The organism is Micromonospora sp. MW-13, from assembly GCF_003434305.1.
Classification (GTDB): domain Bacteria; phylum Actinomycetota; class Actinomycetes; order Mycobacteriales; family Micromonosporaceae; genus Micromonospora.
This window is the reverse complement of record NZ_QKKX01000011.1, coordinates 82,514-98,049: the sequence shown is the minus strand read 5'-3', so window position 1 is coordinate 98,049 and position 15,536 is coordinate 82,514. Positions and strand designations below refer to the sequence as shown.

14 protein-coding genes are annotated in these 15,536 nt (G+C 73.9%); 12 read left to right on the top strand and 2 right to left on the bottom strand.

Annotated elements, in window-relative coordinates:
- Window positions 1–51: 51 nt before the first annotated feature.
- From C5N14_RS08305 to C5N14_RS08295, 3 genes are all read left to right on the top strand, one after another.
- A complete protein-coding gene (locus C5N14_RS08305) occupies window positions 52–1,590 on the top strand; it encodes a bifunctional 3-(3-hydroxy-phenyl)propionate/3-hydroxycinnamic acid hydroxylase (protein ID WP_117667187.1) in 1,539 nt (512 codons plus the stop codon).
- Between the two features lie 216 nt (window positions 1,591–1,806).
- A complete protein-coding gene (locus tag C5N14_RS08300; protein ID WP_117667185.1) occupies window positions 1,807–3,360 on the top strand; it encodes a ricin-type beta-trefoil lectin domain protein in 1,554 nt (517 codons plus the stop codon).
- A 56-nt stretch (window positions 3,361–3,416) separates the two neighbouring features.
- Window positions 3,417–4,673 carry a glycoside hydrolase family 16 protein gene (locus C5N14_RS08295; RefSeq protein WP_117667183.1) on the top strand — a complete coding sequence of 419 codons (1,257 nt, stop codon included), beginning with the start codon at window positions 3,417–3,419 and terminating at the stop codon, window positions 4,671–4,673.
- A gap of 736 nt (window positions 4,674–5,409) precedes the next feature.
- On the opposite strand, the gene C5N14_RS32610 is transcribed toward C5N14_RS08295, so the two are convergent.
- Window positions 5,410–5,754 (bottom strand): lactate utilisation protein LutB domain-containing protein, encoded by a 345-nt coding sequence (locus tag C5N14_RS32610; protein ID WP_256371507.1) that lies wholly within the window; start codon window positions 5,752–5,754, stop codon window positions 5,410–5,412.
- A 291-nt stretch (window positions 5,755–6,045) separates the two neighbouring features.
- Here C5N14_RS32610 and C5N14_RS08285 point away from each other — a divergent pair, with 291 nt between their 5' ends.
- The 7 genes from C5N14_RS08285 (at window position 6,046) to C5N14_RS08255 (ending at window position 12,673) form a co-directional block, all read left to right on the top strand.
- A complete protein-coding gene (locus C5N14_RS08285; protein ID WP_117667181.1) occupies window positions 6,046–6,957 on the top strand; it encodes a ribokinase in 912 nt (303 codons plus the stop codon).
- Window positions 6,958–6,962: 5 nt separating this feature from the next.
- Window positions 6,963–7,997: an ABC transporter permease gene (locus C5N14_RS08280; protein ID WP_207892653.1), complete on the top strand. Its 1,035-nt coding sequence runs from the start codon at window positions 6,963–6,965 to the stop codon at window positions 7,995–7,997.
- A gap of 59 nt (window positions 7,998–8,056) precedes the next feature.
- Window positions 8,057–9,076 (top strand): substrate-binding domain-containing protein, encoded by a 1,020-nt coding sequence (locus C5N14_RS08275; protein WP_117667179.1) that lies wholly within the window; start codon window positions 8,057–8,059, stop codon window positions 9,074–9,076.
- A 4-nt stretch (window positions 9,077–9,080) separates the two neighbouring features.
- Window positions 9,081–10,625: a sugar ABC transporter ATP-binding protein gene (locus tag C5N14_RS08270; RefSeq protein ID WP_117667177.1), complete on the top strand. Its 1,545-nt coding sequence runs from the start codon at window positions 9,081–9,083 to the stop codon at window positions 10,623–10,625.
- Window positions 10,622–11,077, top strand: a complete 456-nt coding sequence (rbsD, locus tag C5N14_RS08265; RefSeq protein ID WP_117667175.1) for a D-ribose pyranase — start codon at window positions 10,622–10,624, stop codon at window positions 11,075–11,077. The genes C5N14_RS08270 and rbsD overlap by 4 nt, the downstream gene beginning before the upstream one ends.
- A gap of 40 nt (window positions 11,078–11,117) precedes the next feature.
- Window positions 11,118–11,822 carry a deoxyribose-phosphate aldolase gene (gene deoC, locus C5N14_RS08260; RefSeq protein WP_243639309.1) on the top strand — a complete coding sequence of 235 codons (705 nt, stop codon included), beginning with the start codon at window positions 11,118–11,120 and terminating at the stop codon, window positions 11,820–11,822.
- A gap of 83 nt (window positions 11,823–11,905) precedes the next feature.
- A complete protein-coding gene (locus C5N14_RS08255; protein ID WP_117667173.1) occupies window positions 11,906–12,673 on the top strand; it encodes a GntR family transcriptional regulator in 768 nt (255 codons plus the stop codon).
- Here the strand turns inward: C5N14_RS08255 and C5N14_RS08250 are convergent.
- Window positions 12,660–13,862, bottom strand: a complete 1,203-nt coding sequence (locus tag C5N14_RS08250; RefSeq protein ID WP_207892651.1) for an NB-ARC domain-containing protein — start codon at window positions 13,860–13,862, stop codon at window positions 12,660–12,662. The two genes, C5N14_RS08255 and C5N14_RS08250, sit on opposite strands and share 14 nt — an antisense overlap.
- 235 nt (window positions 13,863–14,097) lie before the next feature.
- Between C5N14_RS08250 and C5N14_RS08245 the strand changes: the two genes are divergently transcribed.
- Together C5N14_RS08245 and C5N14_RS08240 are read left to right on the top strand one after the other, a co-directional pair.
- Complete coding sequence (locus C5N14_RS08245; protein ID WP_117667169.1) at window positions 14,098–15,144, top strand: serine protease; 1,047 nt, start codon at window positions 14,098–14,100, stop codon at window positions 15,142–15,144.
- A gap of 147 nt (window positions 15,145–15,291) precedes the next feature.
- Window positions 15,292–15,525, top strand: coding sequence for a hypothetical protein (locus C5N14_RS08240; RefSeq protein WP_117667167.1), 234 nt, complete (start codon window positions 15,292–15,294; stop codon window positions 15,523–15,525).
- Window positions 15,526–15,536: the final 11 nt, after the last annotated feature.

Sequence of the window (15,536 nt, the reverse complement as noted above, 5' to 3'; positions counted from 1 at the left end):
GGCGCGCCGGCCGCCCGTATCCGGGTGGCGCGGGCCGGGCGAGGGGGACCGATGGAGGATCCGTGGCCCGTCGTCGTCGTGGGCGCCGGGCCGACCGGGGTGACGGCGGCCCGGCTGCTCGCCGTCCACGGTGTCCGCTGCGTCGTGCTGGACCGGTGGCCGGCCGTCTACCCCCGGCCTCGTGCGGTCCACCTCGACGACGAGGTGTGCCGGATCCTGCACCGGGCGGGGGTGCACGAGCAGTTCGCGGCGATCTCCCGGCCCGCCGAGGGGCTGCGGTTGCTGGGCCCCGACCACCGCGTCCTGGCGCAGTTCAGTCGCGGCACGACGGCCGGGATCCACGGCCACCCGCAGGCGAACATGTTCGACCAGCCGCGGCTGGAGGCCATCCTGCGCCGCGCCGTCGCCGATGATCCCCTGGTCACCCTGCGCGGCGGCGTCGAGGTCACCGCGGTTCGCGCCGACGGTGCCGGGGCGGTGGCCGTCGCGGTGACCGACCGGGGGTCGGGGGAGCGGGCGGCGCTGCGCGCGCGGTACGTCCTCGGCTGCGACGGCGCCAACAGCACCGTCCGGACGCAGGTCGGGTCGAGGATGCGCGACTTCGGCTTCGCGCAGCGCTGGCTCGTGGTCGACGTCGACACCGACGCCGCGATCGATGCCTGGGGGGGCGTGCACCAGGTGTGCGACCCCCGCCGGGCCGCGACCTACCTGCGCGTCGGGGCGCACCGGCACCGCTGGGAGTTCCGCCTCCTGCCCGGCGAGACGGCGGCGGCGGTGTCCACCCCGGCGACCCTGCGCGAGCTGGTCCGGCCGTGGACGGGGGACGTGCCGTTCGAGGCGCTCGTGGTGCTCCGCTGCGCGGAGTACACCTTCCGTGCCCAGGTGGCCGACCGGTGGCGGGCCGGGGGCGTGTTCCTGCTCGGCGACGCCGCCCACCTCACCCCGCCGTTCATCGGCCAGGGCCTGGGCGCCGGGCTGCGCGACGCCGCCAACCTCACCTGGAAACTGGCCTCGGTGCTGGCCGGGGGCCTGCCCGACGCCGCACTGGACAGCTACGAGGCTGAGCGCAGGCCCCACGTGACCGCGTCGATCCGGCTCGCCGTGGGCGTCGGCCGGGCGATGACCCGGGGTGGCGAGGTCGGCGACCTGCTGCGCCGGGCCGTCGCGCCCCGGCTGGTCCACGTCCCGGGCCTGCGGGCGCGGGTCCTGGACAGCACGACGCCGGCCCTGCGTCCCTCGGCCCTGCGCCGGCGGCGCTGGGTGCCGTGGAGCCGCGCCGGTCGGCTCTGCCCGAACCCGGTCCTGGGCGACGGCCGCCGCCTCGACGACGTGCTCGGGTCCCGCTTCGCGGTGCTCGTCGCCGGGCCGGTCCCCGGGGAGGTGGCCGCCGAGGCGCGGCGCCGACGGGTGGTGCTCGTGCCGGTGGAGCCGGGCTCGGCCCTCGGGCGGTGGCTGGGTCGCGGCGGGGCCCGGGCGGCGCTCGTGCGTCCCGACCGCACGGTGATGCGGACGGGCGCCGACGCGGCGGCGTTGCTCCGGGCAGCCCCGGCCCTGCCGCTCCGCCGGGTGCCGCACCGCGGCCCGGAGTAGGCCCCGGGCGTCGGGCCGGGCCGGCCCGGGCGCAAGCGTGCCCCGGGGATGACGGACCGCCCGCCGGCGGGTGGGCGGGCGTGGCGGGCAACTGGTAACAGTCTTGACAGAAGTCGTTAACATCGACAGACTTCGTTAGAGAGCGCTCTCTCAGCCCTTCCCGCCCCCCGCGTCGCACCGCCGCGACCGCCCGTACGTCCCCTCGGGAGGATCTTCATGCCGCGACAGCTACGCGCGTTCGGCACCATCACCGCAGCCCTCCTGCTCGTCGTCGCGTCGCCACTGGCGGCCCGCGCCGCCGACACCCCCGGCGCCCCCGCGGCCCCCGCCGCGACGGGCGTCGCCGACCTATCCCCGGAACTGGTCACGGCGATGCGCCGCGACCTCGGGCTGACCGCCGAGCAGGTCGGCGCCCGGCTGCGCGTCGAGGCCGCCGCCCCGCCGGTCGAGAAGCGGCTGCGCGCCCAGCTCGGCGCGGCGTTCGCCGGCGCCTGGATCCCGGCGGGCGGGCAGCGGCTGACCGTGGCGGTCACCGACCCCGCGCTGGCCGCCGTCGTCCGCGCCGAGGGCGCCGACGCCACCGTCGCCGCCCGCAGCGAGCGCACGCTCGGCACCGTCAAGCGGGCCCTCGACCGGCGCGCCGACCGGGCGGACCCGCAACGGATCCGCGGCTGGCACGTCGACGTCACCGGCAACAGCGTGGTGCTGACGGTGGCGCCGGGCGCCACCGCCGAGGCGACCGCGTTCGCGCGCACCAGCGGCGTCGCCGCCGACGCCGTCCGGATCGTCGAGTCCGCCGACACGCCCCGACCGCTGTACGACATCCGCGGCGGCGACCAGTACGTCATCAACGGCAACACGCTCTGCTCGGTCGGCTTCGCGGTCGCCGGCGGCTTCGTCACGGCCGGGCACTGCGGCGGCACCGGCAGCCCGACGCTCGGCTTCAACAACGTCGCGCAGGGCACCTTCGCCGGCTCGTCCTTCCCCGGCAACGACTACGGCTGGGTGCGGACCAACAGCAACTGGACCCCACGGCCCTGGGTGAACAACTACTCCGGCGGCAACGTCACGGTGGCAGGCTCGCAGGACGCCGCGATCGGCAGCTCCGTCTGCCGCTCCGGGCGTACCACCGGCTGGCGGTGCGGCACCATCCTGGGTCGCAACGAGACGGTGAACTACGCCCAGGGCGCGGTGTCCGGCCTGAGCCGCAGCAACGCCTGCGCCGAGGGCGGCGACTCCGGCGGGGCGTGGATCAGCGGCAACCAGGCGCAGGGGGTCACCTCCGGCGGCTCCGGCAACTGCTCCACCGGCGGCACCACCTGGTTCCAGCCGGTCAACGAGATCCTCGGCGCGTACGGGCTGTCGCTGGTCACGGCCGGCGGCGGGGGCGGGGACCGGCTGATCAGCAACTGGAACAACAAGTGCATCGACGTGCCGAACTCGAACTTCTCCGACGGCGTGCCCCTGCAGATGTGGAACTGCAACGGCACCGGAGCCCAGGCGTGGACCCTCACCGGCGGTTCCCTGCACACCCAGAACAACAAGTGCATGGACGTGGCCTGGGGGTCCACCGCCAACGGTGCGGTGATCCAGATCGCCAACTGCAGCGGCAACCCCGCCCAGCAGTTCGTCCTGTCCGCCGCCGGTGACCTGGTCAACCCGCAGGCCAACAAGTGCGTCGACATCGTCGACTGGAACGGCGGCGACGGCGCCCGGCTCCAACTGTGGGACTGCGCCGGCACCGCCAACCAGAAGTGGCGGCGGGGCTGACCGCGCCCCACCGCCCAGCCCTACGACCGCCCGGACCGTCCCCCGAGGAGGCCCCCGTGACCAGATCCCGCTCCGCGCCCCGCGCGTTCGCCCGCGCCGCCGTCGCCCTCGTCGTCGTCGCGGCGTCCCTCGTCCTGCCCGGCCCCACCGCGCCCGCCCAGGCGGCGATCGGCGGCATCACCTGGGCCGACGAGTTCAACGCCCCCGCCGGCACGGCCGTCGACCAGAGCAAGTGGCGGTTCGACATCGGCGGCAGCGGCTGGGGCAACAACGAGATGCAGTACTACACGAACAGCACCAGCAACGCGGTGCACGACGGCAATGGCAACCTGGTCATCACCGCCCGCAGGGAGAACCCGGCCAACTACCAGTGCCACTACGGCCGGTGCGAGTACACCTCGGCCCGGCTGCTCACCGCCGCGACGTTCACCCAGGCGTACGGCCGGTTCGAGGCCCGAATCAAGATCCCCCGGGGCCAGGGCATCTGGCCGGCGTTCTGGATGCTCGGCAACGACATGGGCAGCGTCGGCTGGCCGAACGCCGGCGAGATCGACATCATGGAGAACATCGGCCGCGAGCCGAACACCGCCTACGGCACCGTGCACGGGCCGGGGTACTCCGGCAGCGGCGGCATCAGCGGCAGCCGCAGCGTCGGCGCGCCGCTGGCCGACGCCTTCCACACCTACCGGGTGGACTGGCAGCCCAACTCGATCGTCTGGTACCTCGACGGCGTCGAGTTCCACCGCGTCGACCCGAGCCGGCTGGGCGGCAACCGGTGGGTCTTCGACCACCCGTTCTTCATGATCCTGAACGTGGCCGTCGGCGGCTACTGGCCGGGCTACCCGGACGCCTCCACCCAGTTCCCGCAGCAGATGCTGGTCGACTACGTCCGGGTCAACGGCTACACCGACGGCGGCAACCCGCCCACCGGCACCACGCGGCTCAGGGGCGCGCAGAGCGGGCGGTGCATCGACATCCCGAGCGCCAACCCGGTCGACGGCGCGAAGCTGCAGATCTGGGACTGCAACACCACGGCCGCGCAGGCGTGGACCTTCGCCACCGACGGCACGGTGCGGGCGATGGGCAAGTGCATGGACCCCGCCTGGGCCGGCACCGCCAACGGAACCGAGGTCAACCTCGTCACCTGCAACGGCAACCCGGCCCAGCGGTTCACCCTGAACGCCTCCGGTGACCTGGTGAACCTCAGCGCCAACCGGTGCGTCGACGTGCGCGACCAGAACCCGGCCAACGGGGGCAAGCTCCAGCTCTGGGACTGCGCGGGCAGCGCCAACCAGAGGTGGTCGCGGTACTGACCGCCGACCGGGGGCGCCGACGCGCCGCCCGCCGGCCGGGTGACGAAGGTGCCCGGCGCAGCGCGCGAGCCGCTGCGCCGGGCCCGCCGGCCAGCGGCTCCGGCGGGCGCGGTGGGCACCCCCTGCCGAGCCGTCGGGCCGCCGCGCGACCACGAAGAAGACACGCAGGACCGTCCCGCATGGACGACTGCGGTCGTCAGTCCGGGCGGGACCAGGACCACCACGGGGGTACGGGGGCGGGCACCCCTCCACCCGGTGCAGCTCGATGTCGCTGGTCGCGGACGGGCCGCTGACCAGGGTGCGCGGCCGGCGCCCAGGCCGGCAGGCGGGGCGGGACGATCACCCGGCCGCCGCCCGGGACGACCCGGGCCAGCTCGGCGGCCACCCTCGGCGAGCCGCCCCGGCGTGGCCGCGACGACCGTGGCGCGGTAGTCGGCGAGCGGGTCGAGCAGGGCCGGGTCGCCGGCCGGGTGCCCACCCCGGGTGCGGTGGTCCCGGGCACCGGCGGCACCGCCGGCTTGGGCCCCAGGGCGGCGGTGCCCACCCCGGGTGCGGTGCTTCCGGGCACCGGCAGCACCGCCGGCTCGGGCCCCAGGGCGGCGCGGATCCGCCCCAGCACGGTGTCCCCCGCGGCTCGGCGGCCCTCCTCGGCGATCGGACCGTCCGGAAGCGCGCGGGCTCATCGGTCCTCGCCCCGGGCCTGGCCGGCGGTCCCGGTCCCGTCGTCCGGCCGGGGTCAGACCCGGCCGGCGGTGCCGTGCCCGCCCCGGCTGTCGGCCCAGCCAGTAGAGCGCCACCACCGGCGGAAGGTACGCCGGGGCGGCCAGGGCACGTCCCGGCTGGCCGTCCACGTCGACAGCGGCGGCGGCAGGCGGGTGATCCACCCCCGCCGCCCGCCCAGCGACCGGGCGAGCCGCAGGGCGGACCCGGCGAGCCGGAACCGGCGCGGCGAGGCCATCACCCAGGCGGCCACGCCCATCGCGACGGCCTCCGCCGACGGCGGAGGCCGTCGGGCCCTGGCGGCGACGTGCTCGCCACGCAGGTCACCAGGATCGACGGGATGTCGATGCGCACCGGGCACCCGTCCAAGTAGGTGCCGCAGAGGCTGGACCCGTACGGCAGGGAGGCGCGGGGCGGCGCCGGGAGCGCGTCGTCCGGGCCGGGAGTCGCGGCTGGGCCGGGGGCGCGGCGGGGCGAAACGCGCGGAGGCGGCTCCACAAAAGGGGCAAAATTGTGTGATGGGCGTCTCTGTGGCGTCCCTCGGGTTGCGGAAACGTTTCGGATCAAAGTCGTCGAGGCCCTTGACATCGCCGGCTGGCGGTCCCTACGGTCCCCTCTGTTGTACATGGTTGTCCATGAACATGAGGCCAGGATGAAGATTGCAGTGATCGGCAGCTACGGCGCCGGGCTCACCATGCGGGTGTCCCGGGTGCCGGTCGCCGGGGAGACCCTGTCCGGTGGACGGTTCGCGTCCGGGCACGGGGGCAAGGGCTCGAACCAGGCGGTGGCCGCCGCCCGGCTCGGCGCGCGGGTCAGCCTCCTGACCGCCGTCGGCCCGGACCAGTTCGGCGCCGCCGCGCGCCAGCTCTGGGCGCAGGAGGGCGTCGACGCCGCCGGCGTACGCACCGCCGACGCCGCGACGATGGTCGGCGTCATCCTCGTCGACGAGCACGGCGAGAACCGGATCGCCATCGCCCCCGGAGCCCTGGACGAGCTGACACCCGCCGACGTGGAGGGTTTCGCCGACCGCATCGCCGAGGCGGACCTGGTCGTGGTCTCGCTGGAGATTCCGCTGCCGGTGGCCGTCGCGGCGCTGCGCACCGCCCACGAACGCGGAGTCCGGACGCTGCTCAACCCCGCGCCGGCCGTCGCCCTGCCGGACGAGGCGTGGGGCTGGATCGACGTGGTCACGCCCAACGCCAGCGAGGCCCGGGTGCTGACCGGCCGCGACCCTGAGGACCCGGCCACCGGCGACGAGCTGGTGGACCTGATCCGGGCCCGCTACGCCGGGACGATCGTGCTCACCCTCGGCGCCGACGGCGCACTCGTCGACCACGACGGGCGGCGGGTCCACGTCGACCCGGTCCCCGTGCCCCACGTCGTCGACACCACCGGCGCGGGCGACGCCTTCACCGGAGCCCTCGCTGTCGCCCTGGCCCGCGGCGACGCCCTCACCGACGCGGTCCGCTTCGCCGCCGCGGCCGGCGCGCACGCCGTCGGCGTCGCCGAGGTGATCCCCGCCCTGCCCCGCCCGGACGACGTCGCGGCCCTGTTGAGGAGATGAGACCGATGGCCCAGATGACCACCGCCCCCGCGGCGCCCCCCGTACCCGAGCGTGCCGCCGCCCCCGCCGCCCGTTCCCCGCTGCACCGTTTCCTGCACGCCCGGGAGGCCAGCACCTTCCTCGCCCTGGTCGTGTTGTTCGCCCTCGGCACCCTGATCGCCCCGGGCTTCGTCGGCACCGACAACTTCCTCACCGTCGGCCAGCAGATCGCGCAGATCGGCATCATGGCCGTCGGCGTCACCTTCGTGATCATCAACGCCGAGATCGACCTGTCCGTCGGCTCGATCTACGGCCTCGGCGCCGTCGTCTGTGGACTGCTGATGAGCTCCGACGTCGCCTGGCCGCTGGCCGCCCTCGGCGGGATCGCCGCCGGCGCGGTCGCCGGCCTGCTCAACGGCCTGATGACGGTGGGCTTCGGCATCCCGTCGTTCATCGTCACCCTCGGCACGCTGAGCGTCTACCGGGGCGTGACGCTGCTGCTCAGCGGCGGCTCGCCGATCTCGCTGTCCGCCAAGGACCCCGGCGTGGCCGAGTTCAACCTGCTCGGCCAGGGCAAGCTGTTCGGCCTGGTACCGATGCAGCTCGTCCTCTTCGCGCTCGTCGCCGTCGTCGGCATGATCGTGCTGTCCCGTTCCCGGTACGGCTTCAACACCTACGCCGTCGGCGGCAGCGCCGAGGCCGCCCGGCTGTGCGGGATCAACACCGGCCGGGTGAAGGTCGCCGCGTTCACCCTCTCCGGCACGCTCGCCGGCCTGGCCGGCGTGCTGGGCCTGTCCTTCCTCTCCTACGTGCAGGGCGTCACCGGCACCGGGATGGAGCTGACCGCCATCTCCGCCGTGATCATCGGCGGCGCGGCCCTGTTCGGCGGCTCCGGCACCATGCTCGGCACCGTCATCGGCGTCGCCTTCATCGGCGTGCTGCAGAACATCCTCAACCTGCGCGGCATCTCCTCGTTCTGGCAGACCGTGGCGACCGGCGCGGTGATCATCCTCGCCGTGGCCGCCGACACCTGGCTGCGCAGACGCTCCGGGCGTCGGTGACCTCCCCCGTCCCCCGCCCGCCACACCCCGTCCCCCCACACCGCAAGGAGCCCCCCGCAATGACGCTCTCCCTCCGGCGACGGATCGCCGTCGTCGCGACCCTCGGCCTCGCGCTGGTGGCCAACGCCGCCTGCGGCGCGGTCACCCCGGCCAGCACCGCCGCCGCCGACGGCAGCGGGTTCACGCTCGCCGGCTACATCAAGGACGCGGTCGAGAAGGGCCAACCCCTCAAGATCAAGCTCAGCTACCACGACCCGTCGCTGGCCTTCGCCGTCCCGATCCGGCAGGGCATGGAGCGCGGCGCCAAGGAGTTCGGCGTCGACGCCCAGATGATCGGGCCGTCCGGTGGCAACCCCGCCGACCAGGTCGCCGAGCTACAGACCCTGATCAACCAGAAGCAGATCCACGGTCTGGCCGTCTCCTCGGCCAGCAACGACGCCCTCAAGCCGGTCATCGCCCAGGCGTACGACGCCGGCATCCCGATCATCTCGTTCAACACCAACAACCCCGAGTCCAAGCAGATGGGCTTCGTCGGCCAGGACCTCGTCGCCTCCGGTAAGTCCCTCGCCAAGGAGCTGATCGGCGTCCTCAAGGGCAGGACGGGCAAGGTCGTGGTGGCCTCGGTCGACTCCGGCGCCGGCTGGTCCAACGACCGCTTCTCCGGATTCCAGGAGGGTGTCAAGGACGCCGGCCTGCAGATCGTCGGCCCGGTGAACACCGGCAACGAGCCCAGCGCCGCCTACAACACCATCGAGTCGACGATGGCCGCGCAGAAGGACGCCGTCGCCCTCGTCTCGCTCGACTGCTGCAGCTTCACCGCCGGAGCCAAGTGGCTCCAGCAGTCCGGCAACGCCGGAAAGATCCACTCGGTCGGCTTCGACGTCCAGCCGCAGACCGTCGAGTACCTCAAGTCCGGCGTCGTCGACCTGACCATCAGCCAGGCTCCGGCCGAGCAGGGCTACCAGGCGGTCAAGCTGCTCGCCGACTACCTGAAGAACGGCACCGAGATCTCCAGCGTCGACACGGGCGTCCTCGTCGTCACCCGCGCCAACGTCGGCGACGTGCCGGTGGAGGGCTGAGCCGATGACCAGCCCGGCCACGATCGCCGCCCCGACGACGGCCGCCGTCGAGGTGACGGGTCTGTCGAGGCACTTCGGAGCCGTACGGGCCCTACAGGACGTGACCCTGAGCGTGCCCGCCGGCAGCCTCACCGCCGTGATGGGGGAGAACGGCGCCGGCAAGTCGACCCTCATGAAGATCCTGGCCGGGCTGGACACACCCACGGCCGGCGCGGTCCGGGTGGCCGGGGAACAGGTCCGCCGGTTCGACCCGGCCACCCTGCTCAGCCGGCACCGGGTCGCCCTGGTCCCGCAGGAACTCGCCCTGGCCCAGGACCGCACGGTCGCCGAGAACATCATGCTCGGCGCCGAACCCGGGTCCCGCCCGTTCCCCGACCGCCGCCGCGTCGACGAGCGCGCCGCGGAGCTGCTCGACCGGCTCGGCCTGCGGGTCGACCCGCGCGGCGCCGTCCGGCACCTCGACGCCGCCTCGCAGCAGCTCGTGGTCATCGCCCGGTCCCTGGCCCGGCAGGCGCGGCTGGTCATCCTGGACGAGCCGACGTCGATCCTGTCGCCGGCGGAGTCGGAGCGGCTGTTCGGGGTGATCCGGTCGTTGCAGGCCGACGGCGTGACCCTGCTCTACGTCTCGCACCGGATGCCCGAGGTCTTCGCCCTGTCCCAGCACATCCACGTGCTGCGCGACGGCCGGCACGTCGGGCACTGGCCGACCGCCGAGGTCAGCCCCGACCAGGTGGTCGCGGCGATGGTCGGCCGGGAACTCGCCGCCGAGTTCGCCCGGCACGACACGCCCGCGCCCGCCCCGACGGCCACCCCCCGGCTGCGGCTGCGGGGCGTCCGCGGCACCGGGTTCACCGGCGTCGACCTCGACGTCGCGCCCGGCGAGGTGCTCGGCGTGGCCGGCCTGCCCGACAGCGGCCGGATCGAGCTGCTGCGCGGCATCTTCGGCGCCGACCCGATCAGTGGCGGTGAGCTGTCGCTCGACGGCGAGACGTTCACCGCCCGATCACCGCGCGACGCGATCCGCGCCCGCGTCGCGTACCTGCCGGGAGAGCGGCGGCAGCAGGGGATCCTGCCGACGATGAGCGTCGCCGACAACGTCAACATCCTGACGCTGGGCCGCCGGCAGCGCTTCGGCCTGCTGCGGCGGGGCGCGCTGCGGCGCGACGCCGACACCCGCGCCCGCGACCTGCGGGTGAAGACCTCGACCACCGCCCAGGGCATCACCCAGCTCTCCGGCGGCAACCAGCAGAAGGCGCTGCTCGCCCGCTGGTTGTCCATCGAGCCCCGGCTGATGCTGCTCGACGAGCCCACCCGCGGCGTCGACGTCGGCGCCAAGGCGGAGATCTACCGGCTGTTCCGCAGCCTCACCGAGGCCGGCGTCGGGATCGTCGTCTCCTCCTCGGACCTGCCCGAACTGCTGACCGTCAGCGACCGGATCGCCGTCCTGGCCGCCGGCCGGCTCGTCGGCGTCATCGACGCGGCCGAGGCCACCGAGGAGAAGGTCATGGCCCTGGCCACCGGCGCACACACCATGAAGGAGAACGCATGAAACGCAGCGGCCTGCTCAACGCCGAGCTGTCCGGGACGCTCGCCACCCTCGGTCACACCGACCTGCTGCTCGTGGTCGACGCCGGGTTCCCCATCCCGCGCGGCGCGCACCGCGTCGACCTGGCCATCGCCGAGGACCTGCCCCCGCTGACCACCGTGCTCGACCTCGTCGCCGACGAGATCATCGTCGAGGGCGTCGTGGTCGCCGAGGACGTGACCACCCACAACCGGCCGCTCGCCGACTGGCTGGGGCAGCGCTTCCCGGGCGTGCCGCTGACCACCCGCCAGCACGCCGAGATGCTCGGCGAGCTGGCCCACCAGGCCAAGGCGATCGTCCGGACCGGCGCGTTCAACCCCTGGGGCAACGTCGGGCTGGTCTGCGGCGTCGACGTGCCGCGCTGGTTCGACGAGCCCGGAGTCATCGTGCCCGACTACTACCGGGACCGGATGTAGTGGCGACACCCGCCACGTCGTACCGACATTGGAGAAGAACGTGAGCACTGCCATCCTGACCGACACCGAGATCACCTCCGCGGCGTTGGCGCCCTACATCCAACACACCCTGATCGACGTCGGCGTCACCCGCGACCAGATCGTCGCCCACGCCGAGGAGACCCTCCGGTACGGCTTCAACGCCGCCATGGTGCCCGGCTCCTGGGTCGCCGAGGTCGCCGAGGTACTGCGCGGCACCGACGCCGAGGTCGCCTCCGCGCTGGACTTCCCCACCGTGGGCGTGACCACCAGCGCCGGAAAGGCCGCCGAGGCCGAGAGCCTGGTCCGGGCCGGCGCCACGCAGATCGACATCGGCGTGCAGATCGGCTGGCTCAAGAGCGGCCGGTACGACGCGTTCCGCGCCGACATCGCCGGCGTGGTCGCCTCCGGCGTACCGGTCAAGGTGATGCTCGAACTGCCGCTGCTCACCCCGGCCGAGCGCGAGGCCGCCGTCGAGCTGTCCATCGAGGCCGGCGCCGCGTTCCTCAAGAACGCCAGCAGCGGCGCGGTCGAGGTGGCCAACCCCGACAGCGTCGCCTGGCTGGTGGCCCGCGCGCCGCAGGGCGTGCAGGTCAAGGCCTCCGGCGGGATCAAGTCCTTCGACCAGGCCGTGTCCCTGCTGCGCGCGGGGGCGGTGCTGCTGGGCACCAGCGCCGGGGTGGCTATCGTCACCGACGAAGTCAACGAGCACACCACGAGCTACTGACCGTCCGTCGCCCCTCGACACCGCACCGGTGGTCCGTACCACCACCGGGGTCGAGGGGCGACGGGCCGCCACGGGAAGGCGTCATGTCCGACCAGTCAAGCCCCGCCGGGGCGAGTGAGCAGCTCGACCGCGCCGCGCCCGCGCCGCTGCACGCGCAGGTGTCCGAGCAGATCAGGGCCCGGATCCTGTCCGGCGAATGGCCGCCGCACTACCGGCTGCGCAGCGAGCCGGAGCTGGCCGTCGACCTGGGCATCTCCCGGGGCACCCTGCGCCGGGCGCTGGCCACGCTGATCCGCGACGGCCTGCTCGTGCAGGTCCGCGGGCGCGGCACCTTCGTCACCTCCACCGCCATCGAGCCGTCCATCGCCCAGAAGCTCACCACGCTGTCGGAGGACTTCGCCCGGCAGGGCGTCACCGTCACCACCCAGGTGCTCTCCCACGAGGTGATGGCCGCCCCGTCGCCCGTGGCGGCCCTGCTCGACCTGCGCCCCGGCCAGTCGGTGCTCCGCCTGGAACGGCTCCGGTCGAGCACCGCCGGGCCGGTGGCCTGGCTGGTCAACTACGTACGCATCGACCTGGCCCCCGGCCTCGACCGGGACGACCTGGCCGACCGGTCGCTGTTCGGCCTGCTGGAGAACGACTACGGGCTGAAGATCAGCACCGGCCGGCGCACGTTCACCGCGACCGCCGCCTCCGGGCGGGTCGCCGAGGCCCTCGGGGTGCCCGAGGCATTCCCGCTGCTGTACCTGGAACAGATCACCTACCTCGACGACGGCCGGCCGATCGAATACTCCGACGTGTGGATCCACAGCGAGCGGATGCGGGTCACCTCCCTGCTCAGCCGGCGCTGAGCTGGGCCTGTTCCGGTCGTCGCGCCGGGGGACCGGCGCCGGGCGGGCGCACCCGGGACAACAGGGCCGGCGCCGTGACCCCGGTCGACCGGGCCGGGTCGGTCGGCCCGCGCAGGCGCGGCGGCCGGCCCCGCTCCGCCCCGGCGCCACCCCACGCCGGTTCGGCGGCCGTCCGGTCCGTGGCGGCCAGCACGAGCGTGCCGCGGGCCGCCGCCCGCTCCGCGGCGGCGCGCAGGGCCAGCGGGCGAGCCGCGCAGCGCCGGACGAGGTCGTACACGGCCTCGGGCTCCGCGTCGACCCGGTCGCCCAGCAGTCCGCGCAACAGTTCGACGGCCGCCTCGGTGCTCAGCGGCCCCAGCTCCAGCCGCCGCGCGCCGTGCCGGACCACCAGCTCGGCCAGGTTCTCCCGGCTGGTCACCAGGACCAGGCAGCCCGGTGACCCGGGCAGCAGGGGACGGACCTGTTCGACCGAGGACGCGTTGTCGAGCAGCACCAGCGTCCGGCGGCCGGACATCCGGGTCCGGTAGCAGGCGGCCAGCGCGGCGGCGGTGCCGGGCAGTTCGGTGCTGGCGACGCCGAGGGCGTTGAGGAAGGCGGCGAGCACCTCCGTCGGCGACGGCGGCTGACCCGAGCCGTCGCCTCGCAGGTCCACGTAGAGCTGGCCGTCGGGGAAACACCCGGCCACCCGGTGCGCCCAGTGCACGGCCAGCGCCGTCTTGCCGATCCCGGCCGCCCCGGTGAGCAGCACGGTCATCATCGCCGCCCGGTTCGCCGCCTCGGCCAGCAGCGCGTCCAGGGCGCCGCGGAGCAGGCCGCGCCCGGTGAACGGCAGAACGTCCGGGGGTAGTTCCCGGGGCACGGGGACGTGCGCCGCCGGTGCCCACGCCCGGTCCTGCGGCGCCGGGTCCACCGGCCCGACGTCGTCGCGGGCCTGGCAGCGGTGGGCCCGGCACCACAGGCCGGTGAACTCGTCGACGTCGCCGCCGAGCGCCCGGACGATCTCGCGTACCACCTCCCAGCGGGCGAGGCGCGGGCGGACGAAGGCGGCGTGGATGGACGTGGGGTTGATTCCCGTGGGCCACCGCCCGGTGCGGGTCAGCCGCTGCAACCGGCGCACGCTCGGTTGCCCGGCCGCGACGTGCAGGTCGTGCAGCCGCTCGTAGAAATCGGTCAGGGGACCCGCTGGCACGAACGGACGGGTGAGCCGACCCATCGGCGTTCTCCCCACGTATTCGACGCTGGTTCGGAAGTGGATACCAATTTCTATCACCGCCAGCGTCGACGCTATTGCCCTGAGTCATGACGCCGACACACTGTCAGCGACACAATTAACGCCTCGATCCGCTTCCGTTCATGCTTCCCGGCTGGCCATGCTGTCGCCAGCGCTTCCACAAGCGCCAATTCCACCACCGGGAGGGAAACGAATGCACTATCCGGACATCCGGCGCGCGACCCGGGTCGCCGCGACCGTGGCGCTCGCTGCGGGAATGGCCCTGGTCGGCACCGGCACCGCGCAGGCGGCCCCGGCGCCCGCCGCCACCGCCGGGGCGTCGGTCAGCACTGCGCCGGCGACCACCTCCACCACCGCCCGCAGTGGCCTGACGGCCGCCGAGCAGGCCAGCAACTACTGGACCGCCGAGCGGATGCGCACCGCGATCTCGGCGGACACGCTGGTCAAGAAGGCCCCCGCCAGCTCCGGTGAGAGCCTGCGCCCGACCGGCGCGGCCCAGTCCACGCCGCCCGCCGCGCCGAGCGTCAAGGCCGCGACCAGTCGCGTCCCCGCCGCTGGCGGTTCCATGGCCGCCAACGTCGCCGCCTCCGCCACGGTCGGCAAGGTCTTCTTCTACAACCCGGCCGACGGGAAGAACTACGTCTGCTCGGCGGGCACCGTGAACAGCGGCTCCAAGCTGCTCGTCATGAGCGCCGGGCACTGCGTGCACGGCGGCCGTGGCGGCCAGTGGATGCAGAACTGGGTATTCGTCCCGCTGTACAACTACGGTGCCGAACCGTACGGCCGCTGGTCGGCCAAGTATCTGACGACGTTCAATGCGTGGATCAACGACAGCAACCTCGATCGTGACGTCTCCTACATCACGGTGTGGCCGAACGGCTCTGGCCAGCGGCCCGTCGATGTGCTCGGCGGAAACGGGCTCTCGGTCAATTACAGCTACGACCAGGCCGTGACCATTCTCGCCTACCCGGCGGCGCCCCCGTACGACGGCGGCTGGCAGCAGTACTGCCAGGGCACGACCTACCGGCCCGGCATCTGGCCGTTCCAGGAGAACAAGATCGCCCTCGGCTGTGGCTTCACCGGTGGCTCCAGCGGATCGGTCTGGCTGCGGCTGTACAACGACGCGTACGGCTACGTCAACGGCATCATGAGCACGTTGGACGGCAACGGGGTGAACCGGAGCTCGTACTTCGACACCGCGGTGATGGACGCCTTCAACTCGGTGGCGAACCGCACCTGAGTCACCCGACAGGGTGAACCGCCGACCCCGACCGTGATCCGTGGGATCCGGTCGGGGCCCGCGCGCGTCCCACCGGGGTGGTGCTCCAGCCGCCCGGCCGGCGACCGGGACGGTCGAAGCGCCGGAGCCGGCGAGAAGGAGCGGAAGATGAGGAACGGCTGGGTGGTGGCCGTGGGGGCGGCGGTCGCGCTCGTGCTGGTCGCCGTCGTGGTGGCCGGGGTGGTGACGGCCCGCCGGTCCGGGCCGGCGGGGCAGCCCCCGGTCCCCACGCCCACCGGCGACGTCGGAACGGTCAGCACGCGCCTGCCGGCCCCGGACGACTCCTACTGGGACCCGGACCGGATGCGCAGCGCCCTGCCGGCGCCGATGCCGACCGACTGAGACCGTTCGCG